The organism is Leadbetterella byssophila DSM 17132, from assembly GCF_000166395.1.
GTDB classification, from domain to species: domain Bacteria; phylum Bacteroidota; class Bacteroidia; order Cytophagales; family Spirosomataceae; genus Leadbetterella; species Leadbetterella byssophila.
Window position 1 is genome coordinate 996,723 of record NC_014655.1, and the last position, 14,717, is coordinate 1,011,439.

A 14,717-nucleotide genomic window follows, 5' to 3' on the forward strand; every position below is an offset into this window, starting at 1 on the left:
TAATATTGTAAAAAAATTTTAGACGCCTTTGTATTAACAAATTGTTAGGCATTATTGTTCTTTTCCTCTGCCGGTTTTTCTTCTTTTGGCGGTCTTGGAAGTAAAACCTTCCTTGATAAACGGAATTTGCCTGTTTTTTTGTCTACTTCGGTCAATTTAATTTGCAACTGATCTCCCTCTTTTAAGACGCCATCCATACTAGGAAGTCTCTCCCAAGAGATCTCAGATATATGCAATAAACCTTCTTTACCCGGTAAGAATTCCATGAAGGCGCCGAAAGGCTGTATAGATTTTACCGTAGCATCATAAATCTCACCTACTTCAGGCTGTTTTACAATGGCATCTATACGCTTTCTAGCTAGATCCATACTCTCACCATTTGTAGCGAAAATAGAAACATAGCCTTTATTATCTTTCTCTTCAATATTAACCGTAGCTCCTGATTCTCTTTGAATCTCCTGAACTACTTTACCACCAGGTCCTATCACCGCACCGATTAACTCTCTGTCAATCACTATGGTCACCGCTCTAGGAGCATGTGGTTTAAGATCAGGTTTCGGCTTCTCAAGCACTTCTGTCATTTTACCAAGTATATGTAAACGACCTTCACGAGCCTGATTCAAAGCCTTTTCAATTATATCAAAGGATAAACCTCCGATCTTGATATCCATTTGACAAGCTACAATACCTTGAGCAGTACCTGTAACCTTAAAGTCCATATCACCCAAGTGATCCTCATCTCCAAGAATATCAGACAATACCGCCCATTTTCCTGTAGATGGATCAGTGATCAATCCCATAGCAATACCTGAAACAGGAGCCTTAATAGGTACACCCGCATCCATCAATGACAAACATCCCGCACAAACGGTAGCCATGGAAGAAGAACCGTTAGATTCTAAGATATCAGATACTACACGGATAGTATATGGATTCTCTTCCTCTGGTGGCATCACTCGTTCAAGAGACCTCTGCGCCAAGTTACCATGACCGATCTCCCTACGACCTACCCCTCTGTTCGGACGAACCTCTCCGGTGGAGAATCCAGGGAAGTTATAATGCAAATAGAATTTAGAATAACCCTTCACCATAGGAAGGTCTACAATCTGCTCATCTAATTTCGTACCTAAAGTAGTAGTAGATAAAGATTGAGTTTCACCTCTGGTAAACAAAGCTGAACCATGAGCAGAAGGTAGATAATCCACTTCTACCGTGATAGGACGGATCTCTGTTAATTTTCTACCGTCAAGACGTTTCCCTTCTTCCAATACCATCTTTCTGGAAGCATCATAAGTGATATCTCCAAAATAAACTTTGTAAAGAGGATTATCTTGCAATTCTTCAGGTTGAGCCGCAATAAAGTCTTCCAGAATCTTAGCAAAAGCCTCGCTTCTATAATGCTTATTCGGATTTCCTTCCAAACAAACCGCATATACTTTATCAAAGAGTTCAGAATACATCTTCTCTTTGATTTCAGCATCATGCACCTCATGATTATATTCTCTCTTAGTAGTTGATCCTACTTTTGCTTCAAATTCTTTCTGAGCAGCAACTTGTAATTTAATAACTTCATGTGCCGCACGAAGAGCTTCTACCATTTCTATTTCAGAAACTTCGTTAGACTCTCCTTCCACCATGATAATGCTATCTGAGGTACCCGCAACGATCAAATCTAGATCTGCATTCCCAATAGCTTGTACCGGAGGGTTAATCACATACTCTCCATTGATTTTCGCTACACGAACTTCAGAAATAGGACCATTGAAAGGAATATCAGAGGCCATAATGGCTGCAGATGCAGCTAAGGCAGCTAAAGCATCAGGTTGAATATTCTCGTCTGCTGAATGAAGCGTAACCATCACTTGAACTTCCGCATGGAAATCTTCAGGAAAGATTGGACGAAGGGCTCTGTCAATCAAACGAGAAATCAAGATCTCATTGTCAGATAATTTACCTTCTCTCCTTTGGAAGGAGCCCGGAATCTTACCATTGGAAGCAAATTTCTCTTGGTAATCCACAGAAAGAGGCAAAAAGTCAGTACCCTCTTTATGCGTTTTAGCAGCACAAACTGTGGCAAGCATCATTAGCTTTCCACTACGTAACACCACTGCTCCGTCTGCCTGTCTTGCTAATTTACCGGTTTCCAGGGTAATGGTGGAACCATCCGGCATCTGGATGGTCTGTTGAACAATATTAAACATTCTTTAAATTTTATGTGTTGTATTTTCCGCTTTTGATACAACGATTAATCCTTTATTCTTCCGCGGGGATAATTTTCCATCAAAAAGGGAACCCGAAGTTTCGGATTCCCAATAAGGTATTATTTACGAATACCAAGTTCAGCAATAATAGCTCTGTAACGACTGATATCTACTTTCATAAGATAATCAAGAAGTTGACGACGCTTACCTACAAGTTTCAAAAGACCTGAACGAGTAGAATAATCATGCTTGTTAACTTTCAAATGCTCAGTTAAATGAGCAATTCTGTAGGTAAATAATGCGATCTGAGATTCAGCAGAACCTGTATCAGTCGCTTTTTTCTGAAGACCCTTCGATGCGAAGATCTCCTGTTTCTTTTCCGGAGTTAAATACATTGATGTTAACCTAGATAATTGATTTAAAATAAAACAGCTGCAAATTTAATAAAATATTATTAGTAAACGACTATTCCAATACAGAAATTCTTCATTACGAAGCACTAAAAGTTCTTTGCCCTCCTCATTAATAATGCACCTATAGTGATCAACACGGAAAAAGGCATCCAAGCTCCTACTACTGCCGAAATCAAGCCTTCTTTTGCATATTTATTTCCCATCTGCTGAAGCAGATAGTACAATATAAAAAAGGCTATGGATATCAACACCGGCATACCAAATCCCCCTCTCTTGATAATTGATCCTAAAGATGCTCCTATCAAAAACATGGCCAAACATGAAAATCCTGTGGTAACCTTATTCCACCTTTCCAAATCCGCAGCCCAAACCGCCTTCTCCACTCCATTTAAGAAACTCATGTCAGAAACAATCTGGGATTTTTGACTCTCCAGTTTCGTCCTTGCAGAACTATTAAACTCCTGAACGGACGTGATCTTCTCCACTTTAGTCAGTAGAGAATCTACCCATGCCCCAGCCACAATTCCCTTCTTACTCAAGGTATCTCCTACCATCTCCGGAAAGGCGTACAAATCCAAACGTTTATAAGCTATAATCTGCTGTCCTGATTTATCCCTAATCTGCTTATTCAAAGAATCAATCTTTTCATTCAACTCAGGAATACTCTTCATGTATTCATGATAGGTAAAATCTTCCTCTTTGGAACGCTTCAAACCAAAACTGGATAGAAGGAATACTATCTTGTTCTTCTGAAAGGAATACCGGGTCATTTGGGCCATATTGTTATAGCTACTTCCTTCACTGTAATTCACTCCGTTATACAGCTCAAAAACCAATTGACTTTCTTTATTGATGGTGTACATCCTACCGGAATCCGCAACCGTGATGTTCTTGTTCCCACTCCCAGTATTATGATCATACACGATCACATTTTTCAAAGACTGCCCATCCCCTACTTTCTTCTCTACCTTAATCCTATATCCAGGTATTTGATTGTAGAAAATCCCCTCCTGAATATTTAATGCAGGCTTAGTGGTTTTGATATCATAAAGAAGAGACCACCCTTTCAAATTAGCCCAAGGATTAACCGTATTATTATATCCTATGGAAAAAATAGCCACGAAAATTGAGAGAATCATCGTAGGCACTATGAGCCTAGTGATAGGTATACCCGCTGACTTCATAGCCGTCAATTCCGACTTTTCACCCAAATTCCCAAAACACATTAAGGTAGCTAACAGCGTAGCCAAAGGAAGTGACATGGGAATCGTCATCATGGTAAAATAGAAGAATAACTTCGCAAATACCATCATGTCTAAGTTCTTTCCGATGAATTCTGGAAAGTAGATCATCAGAAAGCGCATCAAGAATATAAATACTACTATGGCAGTAGTAAGTACGAAGGGCCCAATATATGATTTGACAAATAGCTTGTCGATTTTCTTCATTCTAATGCGAATTAAGCCAAAAGAGGCGCAAAATACCGCATCTTTTCTGCCATTTCAAAATCAGCCTCCCACTATTTCTTTGAGATTATCAATTAATTCGGTCCACATGGACTCCAAATCATCTACATCATGATTATCTGATTGGTCCGTTACTTTTAAATAAGTAGAATTGTCCAATTCAGAGGTTACAAACTTAAATTCTAAATAATTTCCGGCGTCCTGACCCACGAAATCAAAGCGACTAGATTTATTCAAACGAGAAGACGTAAGATCTGCCACATGATCCCTATCATCCCAATAAAACACAAATTGGTTATCGGAGTTCAAGGTGACCCTGTCGGCAAACCATTGCTGCAATCCTCCTGGGGTACTAATGTAATTGTACAATACCTTCGGTGAAGCTCGAAACGGAAATTCTTGAACGTATTTATATTTTGCCATAGGTACCTTTTTTTTACAATATCTTAATTAGTAGACACTTTATCAAATTTAAGAATTTTTTTTTTAGAACTTCTTCAAATTTGTTGTTGTAATTCGGAAAGTTTTTTAATTTTGCACCTCCAAAGCACGGCGGGGTAGCTCAGATGGTTAGAGCGTAGGATTCATAACCCTAAGGTCGGCAGTTCGATTCTGCTCCCCGCTACACCGAAAGCCTCAAGTCTTCTTGAGGCTTTTTTATTATTTAAGCCCAAAGTAAGTAACCTGAAATGATTATCCTAAGTCGCGCCCACTTATCACCATTTATTTAGTTGGTTAACCACACCTATTTCGGATTCTATTTCTCAAATTAAGTGTATTGAACAGTGCCCTTCTGGACATGGCTAAATAGAAAGTACAGTACCAAGGTCCTTACAAATGACAATTCTAAACCTACTGCAACCGGGATTCAGGAATGACCGGCTAAATCCGGGGAAATAAACCCTAATAGTTCTTTCTTTCAGCAAATCGAGATTCAATAGGTCTAAATGCAATTTATTTCCAATACAACACTTCCAAAAGCCCCACTACCCCACTCTTCTACGCACTTTTTAGTTTATTTCAATGTTTTAATATCAAAGCAAGCCCAATTAATGAAATGGAGCCTCTAGTAGCAGAGTTTAAATCGTCCCCTGATTTAGTATTAAAACTTTATCACAGTAGCATCAGGAAAAACTATCCAGTTGGCTCCGTCATTTTGAATGAAAATGCGTCCATACGTTCTATCCCTATAGTCACTAAAGGTACCTTAAAGGTGATACGGACAGAAGAAGATGGAAGAGAAATACTTTTATATTATATCAGATCAGGCGAAAGTTGCGTAATGTCCTTTCTAGGAGGAATGCACAATGAAACCAGTAAAGTCAAGGCTGAAGTGGAGGAAGAAGCTGAGATCCTATTTCTTCCCATAGATAAGGTTAACTTATTCATCAAAGAGCACCCGGAATGGCTTGATTATATTTTTCGCTTATACCATAAACGCTTCGAGGAGTTACTCGAAATGGTCAATGCAGTTACATTCAAAAAAGTTGATGAGCGCCTCTTGGGTCTACTTCAGAAAAAGCAAGAGGTGATGGGCTCCAATACCCTGAATATCACTCACGAACAGTTAGCCAATGAGCTTGGAACGGCTCGAGTGGTGGTTTCAAGGCTTTTAAAACAATTGGAAGAATTAGGGAGAGTCAGACTGGGAAGAAATAAAATTACCCTTGTGTAACTAATGTAACTGTACTGGTTTTGGGATTGATCCAATTTTGCAGGATCAATACAAAATCTTATGGCATTAGCAGGATATTCGGCGTCCATTTTTATTGGGATTTCTTTAGGACTTGTAAGAGGCCGCGGTAGCATTCTGACCTTACCAGTTCTAGCATATTTATTTGGGATTGATCCTATCTTAGCCACCGTCTACTCTCTATTTATTGTAGGTTCCACTAGCATTGTTGGATCCCTTTCCTATTTTAAGCAGGGCTTGGTAAATCTCAAAGCTGCCGCGCTTTTTGGAATTCCTTCCATAATGACCATCCTCATTACCAGGGAAATAGTACTTCCATCCATTCCAGTAGATATCTTCCACATGGGACATTTTACGGTAACTAAGAACCTAGTTCTCATACTGCTTTTTGCCCTACTCATGTTGAACTAAACCTCCGGTAGCTTTTCCATTAGAAATCATAAATTTAGGGTATTAAAAATTCAAAATTATGGTAACTAAAAAAATCTCCGGAGGAATTAAGACCTGCCTTGAGCGTAGTCGAAAGGACTTTGAATCGCGCTTGTAATGAAATTACAGGTTTTTCTGAACTTCTGCAACGTTTTGAACGAAAAATTTCTATTTTAGGACGAAGTAAACGCACTTTCGAAAATTATTCACGCCGTGTGGCTGCACTGGCGCTTCATTTTGAATCTTTACCCACCGATTTACATCCCGAACAGGTTAAAGATTATCTGTTTGAACTGCAGCAACGCTCCCATTCATCTTCTCAATCGTATTTTAAACACACCGTTTACGGATTGCGTTTTCTCTTAAATTCCGAAAATCTTCCGTACGATTATCTTCATTTACCCTCGATTCCTAAAGAAAAAAAACTACCCGTCATCCTAAGTCGAGAAGAAATTTGGAGAATACTCCAACATGACGGTTTGTTGTTTGAAAAGAATTGGGTGGTTTATGCCAAGCGACCTTTGGGTGGCCCCAAGCAAGTGATTGAATATTTAGGCAGATACACCCACAAAGTTGCTATAAGCAATCATCGGATAAAAAATGTAACCGAACAAGAAGTTACCATCAGCTATAAAGATTACAAAGACCAAAGTAAAACCAAGCAACTCACCTTAAAAAACGAAGAATTTACAAGGCGATTTAGCTTACATATTCTACCCAAACGCTTTGTGCAAATCAGACATTACGGAATTCTAAGCAGCAGTAGGAAACGCGGAAAACTCCAACGAATACAAAAAGATATAAAAGTTGTACGCCCAATAATTAAACCCAAAACGCAACATAAAAAATGCTATTGCTGTAAAGCCGGAAATCTGATCACCTTGCATGTTTTTGGACAAAGAGGACCACCGAAAGCCTACCTTATCGAAAGCCAAATTGCGCCTGTGAATTAGCTTTTATGGGTAAGGGAACTTGTGATTTTTTTGCATCGAAAAACAGTGTAAAAAAGGAGAAACCAACACAAAAAAAGCAGTAATCGTAAAAATACTGCTTGTATACCTTAAAACTACACTTCGAACACTCCATAATAAGTATTGAGCTCCCTACGGTGGGCCTGCCCTGAGTTTATCGAAGGGTTCAACGGGCTTTACTTCACATTTTAATGATTTGTTTTGGTGTTCAGTGATTTTCAATTCATCTCTTGTCTTTCAGACAAGACGACTCGAGGGCTTTGCCCGAACAGAGCGAAGCTAAAGCTTAGTTATTAGTGGCAGTTAATGTTTGTTTCCACTATACATTCCGTCATCGTAATATTCGGAATTTTCGTCTGTAATGAATAGCACTAATTCCGATGTTTCTAACGCATTTATTTCAATTTGTTCGTTCTTGAAAAGTATAGATTCTCCCTTTAGAAGATTTATGTCATTATTCAGCACGACATTTCCCTGAAAAACATAAAGCAAACCTGTCAGCTCATTCTTTGGTAAATCGGGTAATTCAATTGTTTTTCCGTTTGTTAGTTTGGTGTCGTATATCCACGTTTCACTCGAAAACTGTAATTGCGTTTGTTCTTTAGGTGAAGCAAGTAATCTCCAAGAATCAACACTATCTGTTTCATTCAGGTCTTGAAATACAACTTCAGGTTTCAGGTCTTTGGATTTAGGTCGGATAAATATCTGAAGTCCTTCCAAAGGTTCGGGCATTGTTTCTTCGTGATAAAAGAGTTTTCCCGATTTCATCAGCATTAGCTTGTTTCTGGAAACGGTTGCCTGAAATCCTTCCGAATCGGTATGCACAGCGTGTCCCGAACGGAAATAGGAAAGTATATCATCATTTATATGTGGGTGCATTTTGATAGTTACATTTCCCCCGATGTTGGCGTGGTCAATTCTTCCGATACTTCCCAATCCACTATCAGTTGAGTTTTCAATTACACTTCCCGGATAGAGAATTTTAATATGGGCGTTCCCTACCTTTTTATCGTTTTCTATTTTTTTAATCATTCTGCTTTGTACTTCTTTTCATGGTTTATGTACTAAGTGGATTCATTAGCGTCAAACTTGTACTCTCCACTTCCATGGTTTTGGTTATCGGTCGTTTTTAAAATTGTGTTGCTTTGCGTATTTGGCAAAAACAATTCTGCTTCCGATTTGTCGTCATTAAACAGCACAAAAGCACTGATAACAGTTTCCCCGTCTTTAGTTTCAATTGGGTTTAAGCGTTGTCCTACGTTAAAAATTTGGATACAGCTTTGCTTGAGTTGACTCCAAGTTTCGCCTGCCGCAGTAAGACAGCCGTGTTCGTCCTTATCTCCGCCAACGGTTGATTGTTCTATTACAGGTTTTGCTTCTGAATTTTCAGAAGAATTGTTTATTGGTTGTTGCAAGCTGTCAAAGCGAAAATTCCAATTGATAATAATGCTACTTTTCTCATTTTTCTTTTGTTTTTATGTTACTGTTGGTTTGTTGTTTCGTGAGCGTTGTCGTTTAATTGCCACTAACGGTTCGGCAGCTTGACGAAGGAGCGGAAAAGGAAGCGACAAGTTTCCTTTAGCTCCGAGCGTGAGCAAAACCGTTTTGGTTTTTTACTAAATTATGAAAACAAAAGCAAAAACCAAACGGTTTTTACGGATAAGGGAGCAGAAACGTTCAATTTAGCCGTTACTCCGATCTTTTGCCAAACGCCTGTTGAACTAAACCTCCGGTAGCTTTCTCTACGATGATTTTGTACCTTAGTATATATTAATTAACTGCTACTATGGTAACTAAATAAATCTCCGGAGGAATTAAGACCTGCCTTGAGCGTAGTCGAAAGGACTTTGAATCGCGCTTGTAATGAAATTACAGGTTTTTCTGAACTTCTGCAACGTTTTGAACGAAAAATTTCTATTTTAGGACGAAGTAAACGCACTTTCGAAAATTAATCACGCCGTGTGGCTGCACTGGCGCTTCATTTTGGTGCTTTACCCACTGATTTACATCCCGAAAATGTAGAGTATTCTTGATTTTTCTACAGCTTGTATATAAAACTCTGTAGGCAGTTTATGTTCGTAAGCAATATTGTCAGTAATCCACCAGGTTTCAATAGCAAATTCTGTAGTTTGTTCAATACCTTTTTCGTTTGTGTAAAACTTGCGGAGCAAACCCTCCAAAACAAAATAGTGGTAACGGCATATTTGTCCTTCTTCCAATAGATTTTCTTTCTTCGCAATTTGTTTTTCATCAAAATATTTCAAGATTTCCTCAAATTCTTCATCGGATATTTTTGTGAATTTTTCTATATGTTTTTTGAAGATTTCGGACATCTTTGTTTTTGTACGGTGTTGCTGTCAAGATTGCAGGTAACATGTGAGTGTATGAGCCGTAAGGGACTGCGGAACCACGTTCCTGTCAACCGGGACGAAACGCTGATGCGAGGGAGAACCTTCGCAACCAACCGACACCCTTATGGCTTATACACTGTGTTGTGCCGTCGTGCATTATTTCCTTTTTCTAAACTTCTTTCTGTATTCCTTGTCCATTTTCTCCGTTGAGTATTGCACTATCAATCTTCCGCACTTATCTTTCCATTTCATTAAAAAATCCTCAATATCGGCAGGGTATTTCTTCCATAATCCATGCAATAATGTGCCAATCCTTTTTGAACATATTCAGAATCATCAGGCATTAAAGGTTCAATCAGCTCTATAGCTTCATCAGGTTTTAAATCTTTCTTAATCTTATCCAGCTCAACCACTGCAACAGGGACAACCCGGCGTTTTCATTCAGATTCGGAATCAATCCATGTTTTTAAATCATCAAAGTCAATTACTTTATCAATTAATAAACTTGATATAATAAATCAACAAAGTACATCGGTTGTCGCCCAGTTGTTTATTCCGTAATCAAACCATTTTCCAATCCGATTAAAGGTATCATTGGAAAAATCCGCTCTTTTTGTCTTTAAGAATGTTACCGCAAGGTATTTTTCATCATATCTGCCATTTTTTTATCAATTCATCACCCAGAATCAGATAGCTATCAATAGTCATTTCTTCTTTCCATTGCTCAATCCAATTATCTATCTGCTTTTTAAACACATTCTCATCAATTCCATAGCCATCATAGCCTTCTTTGAAATATTTTTGGAACTTCTTGATTATTTCAGGGTCGGAGTTGATTTCACAAAATCCCCTGACTTCTTTGACTTTAAAATCTATCATGGCATTTGTATTTTTAAGAATTCAATTATTTTCTCAATTACTTCAGGATTCTGCTTTATCAGTTCACTACTATGTCCGTTTTCTACAAGATGTAATTCCGCTTTGATTCGTTTCCCAGTTAAGAAAGTATAAAATTCATTTACCTGTTGTAAATCTACCAAATGGTCATTTTTAGCATGAATAATCAAAGTAGGCGGAAAATTGGATTTTACATTATTTGTCAATGTATACCTATCTAATTTTTCAGGTTCTTTTGAAGGGTCAAAGCCAAAAATCTCATATAATGCTAATCGGTTCCTCGCAAGAAATCTCCATAAATCCATTCTGCTGTCATAATTTCCGTATGAAACTACAGAATCTTTGACTATGTCATACGGCCCGGGTTGGTTTAGCACAGTTAAATCTCCCATCTGAACATTTGCCGTTGAAAATCCAGTCGGTGTTGAAATAGCAATAATGGCATCCGGCATTAAATCCCGTTTAAAACCGGAGGAGAGAGCTAAATACCCACCTGCTGAACCTCCGGCAACTGCAATCTTACTGGTATCAATGTTATATTTTTGTTGCCCGTTTAGTTTAATCCACTTAATAACATCGCTTACATCTTTAAGCATTTCATCAAGTTTTGTTTCCGGGGCTAACCTGTAATCAGCCGATACAACTGCATAGCCATTAGCAAGGAGCTTTTCTTTAAGAGGAATCTCTAATCCCTGGTCTCTGTTTCCAAAAATGAACCCACCGCCGTGAAAATAAACGAGAACTGGATGCAATCCATCATTTTTTGGCAAAAAAATATTTGCTCGAATTTCATGACCTCCTACGGTTTTGTAGACAAATTCCTTCTTGTCAGGTTTCCCATTTTGTGAAAAAATTTGGATTGAAGAAACTAATATCAATCCGATTGTTATTAATCTTGTTTTCATTTCTTATGTTTCAATTAATGTAGGACGTTTTCTTTGCATGCGTCAAAACGGAAACGCATTGGCGAAGTGGCGGATTTTCACCACAAAAGTTCATACGAACCACCAAAGTTCAAATTTAGCACAAATGTTTCTACGAAGAAATTCACCCGCCATTACGCCAAGCCGTTGTTATGCGGCCGGCTTTCATTTCCTCTTAATTTTTGAAATAGTTTTTCCGATTGATTTAGTCGGCTTGTCCATATCCTTTATTGCAAAGTCAATCGCTTCTTTAATCAAGGCTTTTACTTTGGTGTTTCTGTAGTTGCTTGTTTTCTTTACGTCAATGTGCCTAATTAAATTTCCTGTTCCCGTTAAGAGTTTATTTGGGTCTTTCAAAAGTGTTCCTCTGTTGAAACCTAAATTTAGGTGATTTGTGTAAATTGGTAACATACAAAAAGCGTCTGATAGCTTGTCCGAGATTGAAAACACCGCTGTCAAGGCGTGAGTATGATAAACAAGTTCGTTGCAGTCTGGATACAACTCCAAAATATAGTCTCTCAAGTCGGTAAACAACTCAATTACTTCTTGGTCTTTTAGGTCCAAAAAGAATTGAAAGTCTGGATGAATTGGTCGTGAATCTTTCATCTTGCCGAATTGTCATATTGCATTCCACAAATCAAGTTGTCTTCTGTGTCCAAAAATTTAGTAATATAGCCAACATAAGGAATTGCTGTCTTAGGCATAATAACTTGTCCTCCATTACTTTTTACCCTTTCTATGATTTCGTCAATGTTCTCAACACCAATCGTGCATTCCAAGCCAATAATCTTGTCAGGAATTGGGGAATATTGTCTTGATTGCAATGCTCCAATTAGCTCTCCATGTTCAGACTTATCTGCTTATATTTGCAAAAAGTCACCTTGTCCGTAAGAGTTGAAACCCCATTCAAAAACACGGTCATAGAATTTTTTTGCCCGTTCAATGTCGTCAATGTGAATGGCAAAATGTGTTAGTTTATTTTTCATCTTTTTCGTTTTTATATTCTAAAATATCACCCGGCTGGCAATTCAACGCTTCGCAAATCGCTTCGAGTGTTCTAAAGCGTATAGCTTTTGCTTTTCCCGTCTTTAAAATTGAAAGATTGGAAAGCGTTAGCTCAACTTTTTCTGATAGCTCATTCAACGACATTTTACGCTTTGCCATCATTACATCTAAGTTTACAATGATTGGCATAGCTTATACTGTTAAATCGTTTTCGTTTTGAATATCTACTCCTTTTTTGAAAATGGTTGCAATGATGTAGATGACAGCTCCCATAAGAATGAATGCTTGTGCATCTACCCAGAATTCATTGAGGTTGTCAGTTACAAAACCGTGAAGGGATAAATTCTTGACTATTTGTCTGCCAATCAAACTTAACAGTCCGATAAATAAGGTGAAATAACTAAGCAAAGTAATTTGTTTGGCGACAAAAGTGCTGAATGGTTTTTTCAAATCCATTTTGTGCATTAACCTTATGACTATATAAAACAGAATTGTTTTTAAAATGGCAATAGATAGTATAAAACTATACGTTCCAAAGAAAACCAACTTGCTGTCCCTATACATTTCAGATAAGTCCAGCTTTTGATAAAGGTTTTGGACAAATTCGGGGTTATACAGACTGAAAAAGAAATTTACGATTAAGCCTCCTGCTTCAATGGACAAGCCGACAAAAATGAGCCATGCCACAATGTATAAGCCCCAGAATACGAAGTTGTTTGTTTTTGACATCATTAAAGATTTAAATTGATGTCGAAAAAATAATAAAAATATATTGATAAACAATAAAAATAATTTGATTAACAGAAATTTATTGAGATTCCACTATAATTAACGAAGATAAAGTGTCGGGATTTGATAGCGGTTGGGTCGGAGAGTTGTCATAAGCTGCCACATAGCATTTTCGGGGCTTGGCGAAGGTGGCGATTTTACCATCAAATTTCATACGAAGCACCGAACTTCAAATTTAAGAAAAACTGTCCTACGAAGCACTGAACCGCCACTTTTGCAAAGCCCGTGTTGGTGGCTGGTGTTCTTGTCATTCGCTAATTCTTAGCGCTATATTACCTTTTTTTCTTCCTATGTCAACATATCTATGTGCTTCTTTTATCTCATCCATTTGAAAAGTCTTGTCAATTACCGCCTTAAACGCTGCTTTTTCAAACAGTTCTTTTAATAGTTGTAGTGTTTGTATTGTTTCCGAAGCATATCCCGAACCATTCAAACTTTTGTACACCCCATTTTCGTTCACAGGTTTTTCATGTTTCAATACGAGGCCATTTCCATGCATAACGGATAATTAGACAAAGAAGAACAACTTCTACAACAGCACCAAACACCATGTGCATCCAAGCCTCTCCTGCCAAATTAAACAATGTAAAGGGAATATACACCGCGGCAAAAATGATATTTGCCCGGCGATTTACTTTAGCCGGCAGGGTAACAGAAAGGAAAATCATCAGTACCGGAATTGTCATTGAGACGAGTGCTGCCAAAAGAAATCCTTGCGTAATACCAAATTCAAATACCCTCCCTTTCAGTATATCTGCTATCTTACCCGGCATATATAAGTGGAAATAATCAAGATAGATATATAGAAACATCAAACTAGCCCACAGCGTAGCAAGCCTCAGTTTCAAACTGACTTTGATGTCTTCCAGTGCATTATGTGTATTCATAAATTATCAACTAAAAATTAAACCCAAAATGAAATCCCGGTTCTCCGAAGATGAATTTAGACCATTTATCATCCAACTGTTTAAATCCATCAGGCATTTTTGTGTGATATGCACGGTGGGTAATTGCAATTGATGGTTGAATAAAAAATCTGTCCTTGAAAAGTTTGATGTGATAACCAACACGGTATGTGTTAAAAATCTGAAAACCATTATCAATTTTTTTGCCTTTGTCGTTCACAAAAGTTTGCAAAGTAGGCATTACATTAAGTTCGGCATATAAACCTTTCCACAAAAATCGTTGGTAAGCCACTGATAAACCATACTCACGAATATACCCCGGAAATTTTTCTTCCGGCTTTCCGTATGCTTTGTTTAAGAATGGGTGAATACCATTCGGCCAGGCATATTTCCAGGTTTTGGGTTCTAATGTAATTGCATCTTTTCCTGTAATCCTATAGCCTAAATTGAGTTGGGCGAAGTTAGGGGGATTTACGGTAGCTAAATTACCTAATAAAAACACAGTACTACCAACGAACCATCGTTTGTAAGTGCTGTCTGTTTTGGCATATTGTGCTTGAAGATTCAGAGAAAGAGTACCTAAAAGTGCAATGAAGAGAATGATTTTTTCCTTTTGCATATCTATTCTTGTTGTTGTTAAATGATAGTGCAAAAGTAGATTGGCGAGAAGCCAT

Annotated in this window: 19 protein-coding genes, 1 tRNA gene and 1 pseudogene; 4 read left to right on the forward strand and 17 right to left on the reverse strand. The window is 37.9% G+C overall.

Going from position 1 to position 14,717, the window contains the following annotated elements; translation table 11 throughout:
• Positions 1–44: 44 nt before the first annotated feature.
• The 4 genes from pnp to LBYS_RS04655 all read right to left on the reverse strand — a co-directional run bounded on the left by pnp (position 45) and on the right by LBYS_RS04655 (position 4,503).
• On the reverse strand, positions 45–2,201 hold the full coding sequence (pnp, locus tag LBYS_RS04640; protein ID WP_013407729.1) for a polyribonucleotide nucleotidyltransferase: 2,157 nt from the start codon (positions 2,199–2,201) through the stop codon (positions 45–47).
• Between the two features lie 119 nt (positions 2,202–2,320).
• Complete coding sequence (gene rpsO / locus LBYS_RS04645) at positions 2,321–2,596, reverse strand: 30S ribosomal protein S15 (protein ID WP_013407730.1); 276 nt, start codon at positions 2,594–2,596, stop codon at positions 2,321–2,323.
• Between the two features lie 104 nt (positions 2,597–2,700).
• On the reverse strand, positions 2,701–4,062 hold the full coding sequence (locus LBYS_RS04650; RefSeq protein WP_013407731.1) for an LptF/LptG family permease: 1,362 nt from the start codon (positions 4,060–4,062) through the stop codon (positions 2,701–2,703).
• A gap of 60 nt (positions 4,063–4,122) precedes the next feature.
• Complete coding sequence (locus LBYS_RS04655; protein ID WP_013407732.1) at positions 4,123–4,503, reverse strand: START-like domain-containing protein; 381 nt, start codon at positions 4,501–4,503, stop codon at positions 4,123–4,125.
• A gap of 128 nt (positions 4,504–4,631) precedes the next feature.
• Here LBYS_RS04655 and LBYS_RS04660 point away from each other — a divergent pair.
• From LBYS_RS04660 to LBYS_RS19415, 4 genes are all read left to right on the forward strand, one after another.
• A tRNA-Met gene (locus LBYS_RS04660) sits at positions 4,632–4,705 on the forward strand.
• Positions 4,706–5,137: 432 nt separating this feature from the next.
• On the forward strand, positions 5,138–5,755 hold the full coding sequence (locus LBYS_RS04665) for a Crp/Fnr family transcriptional regulator (protein WP_013407733.1): 618 nt from the start codon (positions 5,138–5,140) through the stop codon (positions 5,753–5,755).
• Between the two features lie 60 nt (positions 5,756–5,815).
• Positions 5,816–6,184 carry a TSUP family transporter gene (locus tag LBYS_RS04670; protein WP_013407734.1) on the forward strand — a complete coding sequence of 123 codons (369 nt, stop codon included), beginning with the start codon at positions 5,816–5,818 and terminating at the stop codon, positions 6,182–6,184.
• A gap of 98 nt (positions 6,185–6,282) precedes the next feature.
• Positions 6,283–7,155 carry an IS91 family transposase gene (locus LBYS_RS19415; protein ID WP_013407735.1) on the forward strand — a complete coding sequence of 291 codons (873 nt, stop codon included), beginning with the start codon at positions 6,283–6,285 and terminating at the stop codon, positions 7,153–7,155.
• Between the two features lie 321 nt (positions 7,156–7,476).
• Here LBYS_RS19415 and LBYS_RS04685 read toward each other — a convergent pair whose 3' ends face one another.
• From LBYS_RS04685 to LBYS_RS04740, 13 genes and pseudogenes are all read right to left on the reverse strand, one after another.
• Positions 7,477–8,205 (reverse strand): pirin family protein, encoded by a 729-nt coding sequence (locus tag LBYS_RS04685; RefSeq protein ID WP_013407736.1) that lies wholly within the window; start codon positions 8,203–8,205, stop codon positions 7,477–7,479.
• Positions 8,206–8,237: 32 nt separating this feature from the next.
• Positions 8,238–8,588 carry a hypothetical protein gene (locus LBYS_RS04690; protein ID WP_013407737.1) on the reverse strand — a complete coding sequence of 117 codons (351 nt, stop codon included), beginning with the start codon at positions 8,586–8,588 and terminating at the stop codon, positions 8,238–8,240.
• 588 nt (positions 8,589–9,176) lie between these two features.
• Complete coding sequence (locus LBYS_RS04695; RefSeq protein WP_013407738.1) at positions 9,177–9,506, reverse strand: Crp/Fnr family transcriptional regulator; 330 nt, start codon at positions 9,504–9,506, stop codon at positions 9,177–9,179.
• A gap of 536 nt (positions 9,507–10,042) precedes the next feature.
• A pseudogene (locus LBYS_RS19895) lies at positions 10,043–10,126 on the reverse strand (hypothetical protein); the annotation flags it as partial.
• Positions 10,127–10,172: 46 nt separating this feature from the next.
• On the reverse strand, positions 10,173–10,403 hold the full coding sequence (locus LBYS_RS04700; RefSeq protein ID WP_013407739.1) for a hypothetical protein: 231 nt from the start codon (positions 10,401–10,403) through the stop codon (positions 10,173–10,175).
• Positions 10,400–11,326, reverse strand: a complete 927-nt coding sequence (locus LBYS_RS18160; protein WP_013407740.1) for an alpha/beta hydrolase — start codon at positions 11,324–11,326, stop codon at positions 10,400–10,402. The genes LBYS_RS04700 and LBYS_RS18160 overlap by 4 nt, the downstream gene beginning before the upstream one ends.
• Before the next feature lie 183 nt (positions 11,327–11,509).
• On the reverse strand, positions 11,510–11,950 hold the full coding sequence (locus LBYS_RS04710) for a DUF1801 domain-containing protein (protein ID WP_013407741.1): 441 nt from the start codon (positions 11,948–11,950) through the stop codon (positions 11,510–11,512).
• A gap of 254 nt (positions 11,951–12,204) precedes the next feature.
• Positions 12,205–12,330, reverse strand: a complete 126-nt coding sequence (locus tag LBYS_RS19900; RefSeq protein ID WP_374750189.1) for a VOC family protein — start codon at positions 12,328–12,330, stop codon at positions 12,205–12,207.
• Positions 12,320–12,538 (reverse strand): helix-turn-helix domain-containing protein, encoded by a 219-nt coding sequence (locus tag LBYS_RS04720; protein ID WP_013407742.1) that lies wholly within the window; start codon positions 12,536–12,538, stop codon positions 12,320–12,322. Before LBYS_RS04720 ends, LBYS_RS19900 begins: the two co-directional genes overlap by 11 nt.
• A 3-nt stretch (positions 12,539–12,541) precedes the next feature.
• Positions 12,542–13,081, reverse strand: coding sequence for a DUF2975 domain-containing protein (locus LBYS_RS04725; RefSeq protein WP_013407743.1), 540 nt, complete (start codon positions 13,079–13,081; stop codon positions 12,542–12,544).
• Positions 13,082–13,385: 304 nt separating this feature from the next.
• Positions 13,386–13,616, reverse strand: a complete 231-nt coding sequence (locus LBYS_RS04730; RefSeq protein WP_229310462.1) for a zinc-binding dehydrogenase — start codon at positions 13,614–13,616, stop codon at positions 13,386–13,388.
• Positions 13,606–14,025: a DUF6326 family protein gene (locus LBYS_RS04735; protein WP_013407744.1), complete on the reverse strand. Its 420-nt coding sequence runs from the start codon at positions 14,023–14,025 to the stop codon at positions 13,606–13,608. Before LBYS_RS04735 ends, LBYS_RS04730 begins: the two co-directional genes overlap by 11 nt.
• Before the next feature lie 10 nt (positions 14,026–14,035).
• Positions 14,036–14,662 (reverse strand): hypothetical protein, encoded by a 627-nt coding sequence (locus LBYS_RS04740; protein WP_013407745.1) that lies wholly within the window; start codon positions 14,660–14,662, stop codon positions 14,036–14,038.
• Positions 14,663–14,717 lie beyond the last annotated feature (55 nt).

Excerpts from the sequence above, each read along its gene's own strand:
- pnp (WP_013407729.1), bottom strand. The coding sequence starts at position 2,201 with ATGTTTAATATTGTTCAACAGACCATCCAGATGCCGGATGGTTCCACC.
- rpsO (WP_013407730.1), bottom strand. The coding sequence starts at position 2,596 with ATGTATTTAACTCCGGAAAAGAAACAGGAGATCTTCGCATCGAAGGGT.
- LBYS_RS04650 (WP_013407731.1), bottom strand. The coding sequence starts at position 4,062 with ATGAAGAAAATCGACAAGCTATTTGTCAAATCATATATTGGGCCCTTC.
- LBYS_RS04655 (WP_013407732.1), bottom strand. The coding sequence starts at position 4,503 with ATGGCAAAATATAAATACGTTCAAGAATTTCCGTTTCGAGCTTCACCG.
- LBYS_RS04665 (WP_013407733.1), top strand. The coding sequence starts at position 5,138 with ATGGAGCCTCTAGTAGCAGAGTTTAAATCGTCCCCTGATTTAGTATTA.
- LBYS_RS04670 (WP_013407734.1), top strand. The coding sequence starts at position 5,816 with ATGGCATTAGCAGGATATTCGGCGTCCATTTTTATTGGGATTTCTTTA.
- LBYS_RS04685 (WP_013407736.1), bottom strand. The coding sequence starts at position 8,205 with ATGATTAAAAAAATAGAAAACGATAAAAAGGTAGGGAACGCCCATATT.
- LBYS_RS04695 (WP_013407738.1), bottom strand. The coding sequence starts at position 9,506 with ATGTCCGAAATCTTCAAAAAACATATAGAAAAATTCACAAAAATATCC.
- LBYS_RS04700 (WP_013407739.1), bottom strand. The coding sequence starts at position 10,403 with ATGATAGATTTTAAAGTCAAAGAAGTCAGGGGATTTTGTGAAATCAAC.
- LBYS_RS18160 (WP_013407740.1), bottom strand. The coding sequence starts at position 11,326 with ATGAAAACAAGATTAATAACAATCGGATTGATATTAGTTTCTTCAATC.
- LBYS_RS04710 (WP_013407741.1), bottom strand. The coding sequence starts at position 11,950 with ATGAAAGATTCACGACCAATTCATCCAGACTTTCAATTCTTTTTGGAC.
- LBYS_RS19900 (WP_374750189.1), bottom strand. The coding sequence starts at position 12,330 with ATGAAAAATAAACTAACACATTTTGCCATTCACATTGACGACATTGAA.
- LBYS_RS04720 (WP_013407742.1), bottom strand. The coding sequence starts at position 12,538 with ATGCCAATCATTGTAAACTTAGATGTAATGATGGCAAAGCGTAAAATG.
- LBYS_RS04725 (WP_013407743.1), bottom strand. The coding sequence starts at position 13,081 with ATGATGTCAAAAACAAACAACTTCGTATTCTGGGGCTTATACATTGTG.
- LBYS_RS04735 (WP_013407744.1), bottom strand. The coding sequence starts at position 14,025 with ATGAATACACATAATGCACTGGAAGACATCAAAGTCAGTTTGAAACTG.
- LBYS_RS04740 (WP_013407745.1), bottom strand. The coding sequence starts at position 14,662 with ATGCAAAAGGAAAAAATCATTCTCTTCATTGCACTTTTAGGTACTCTT.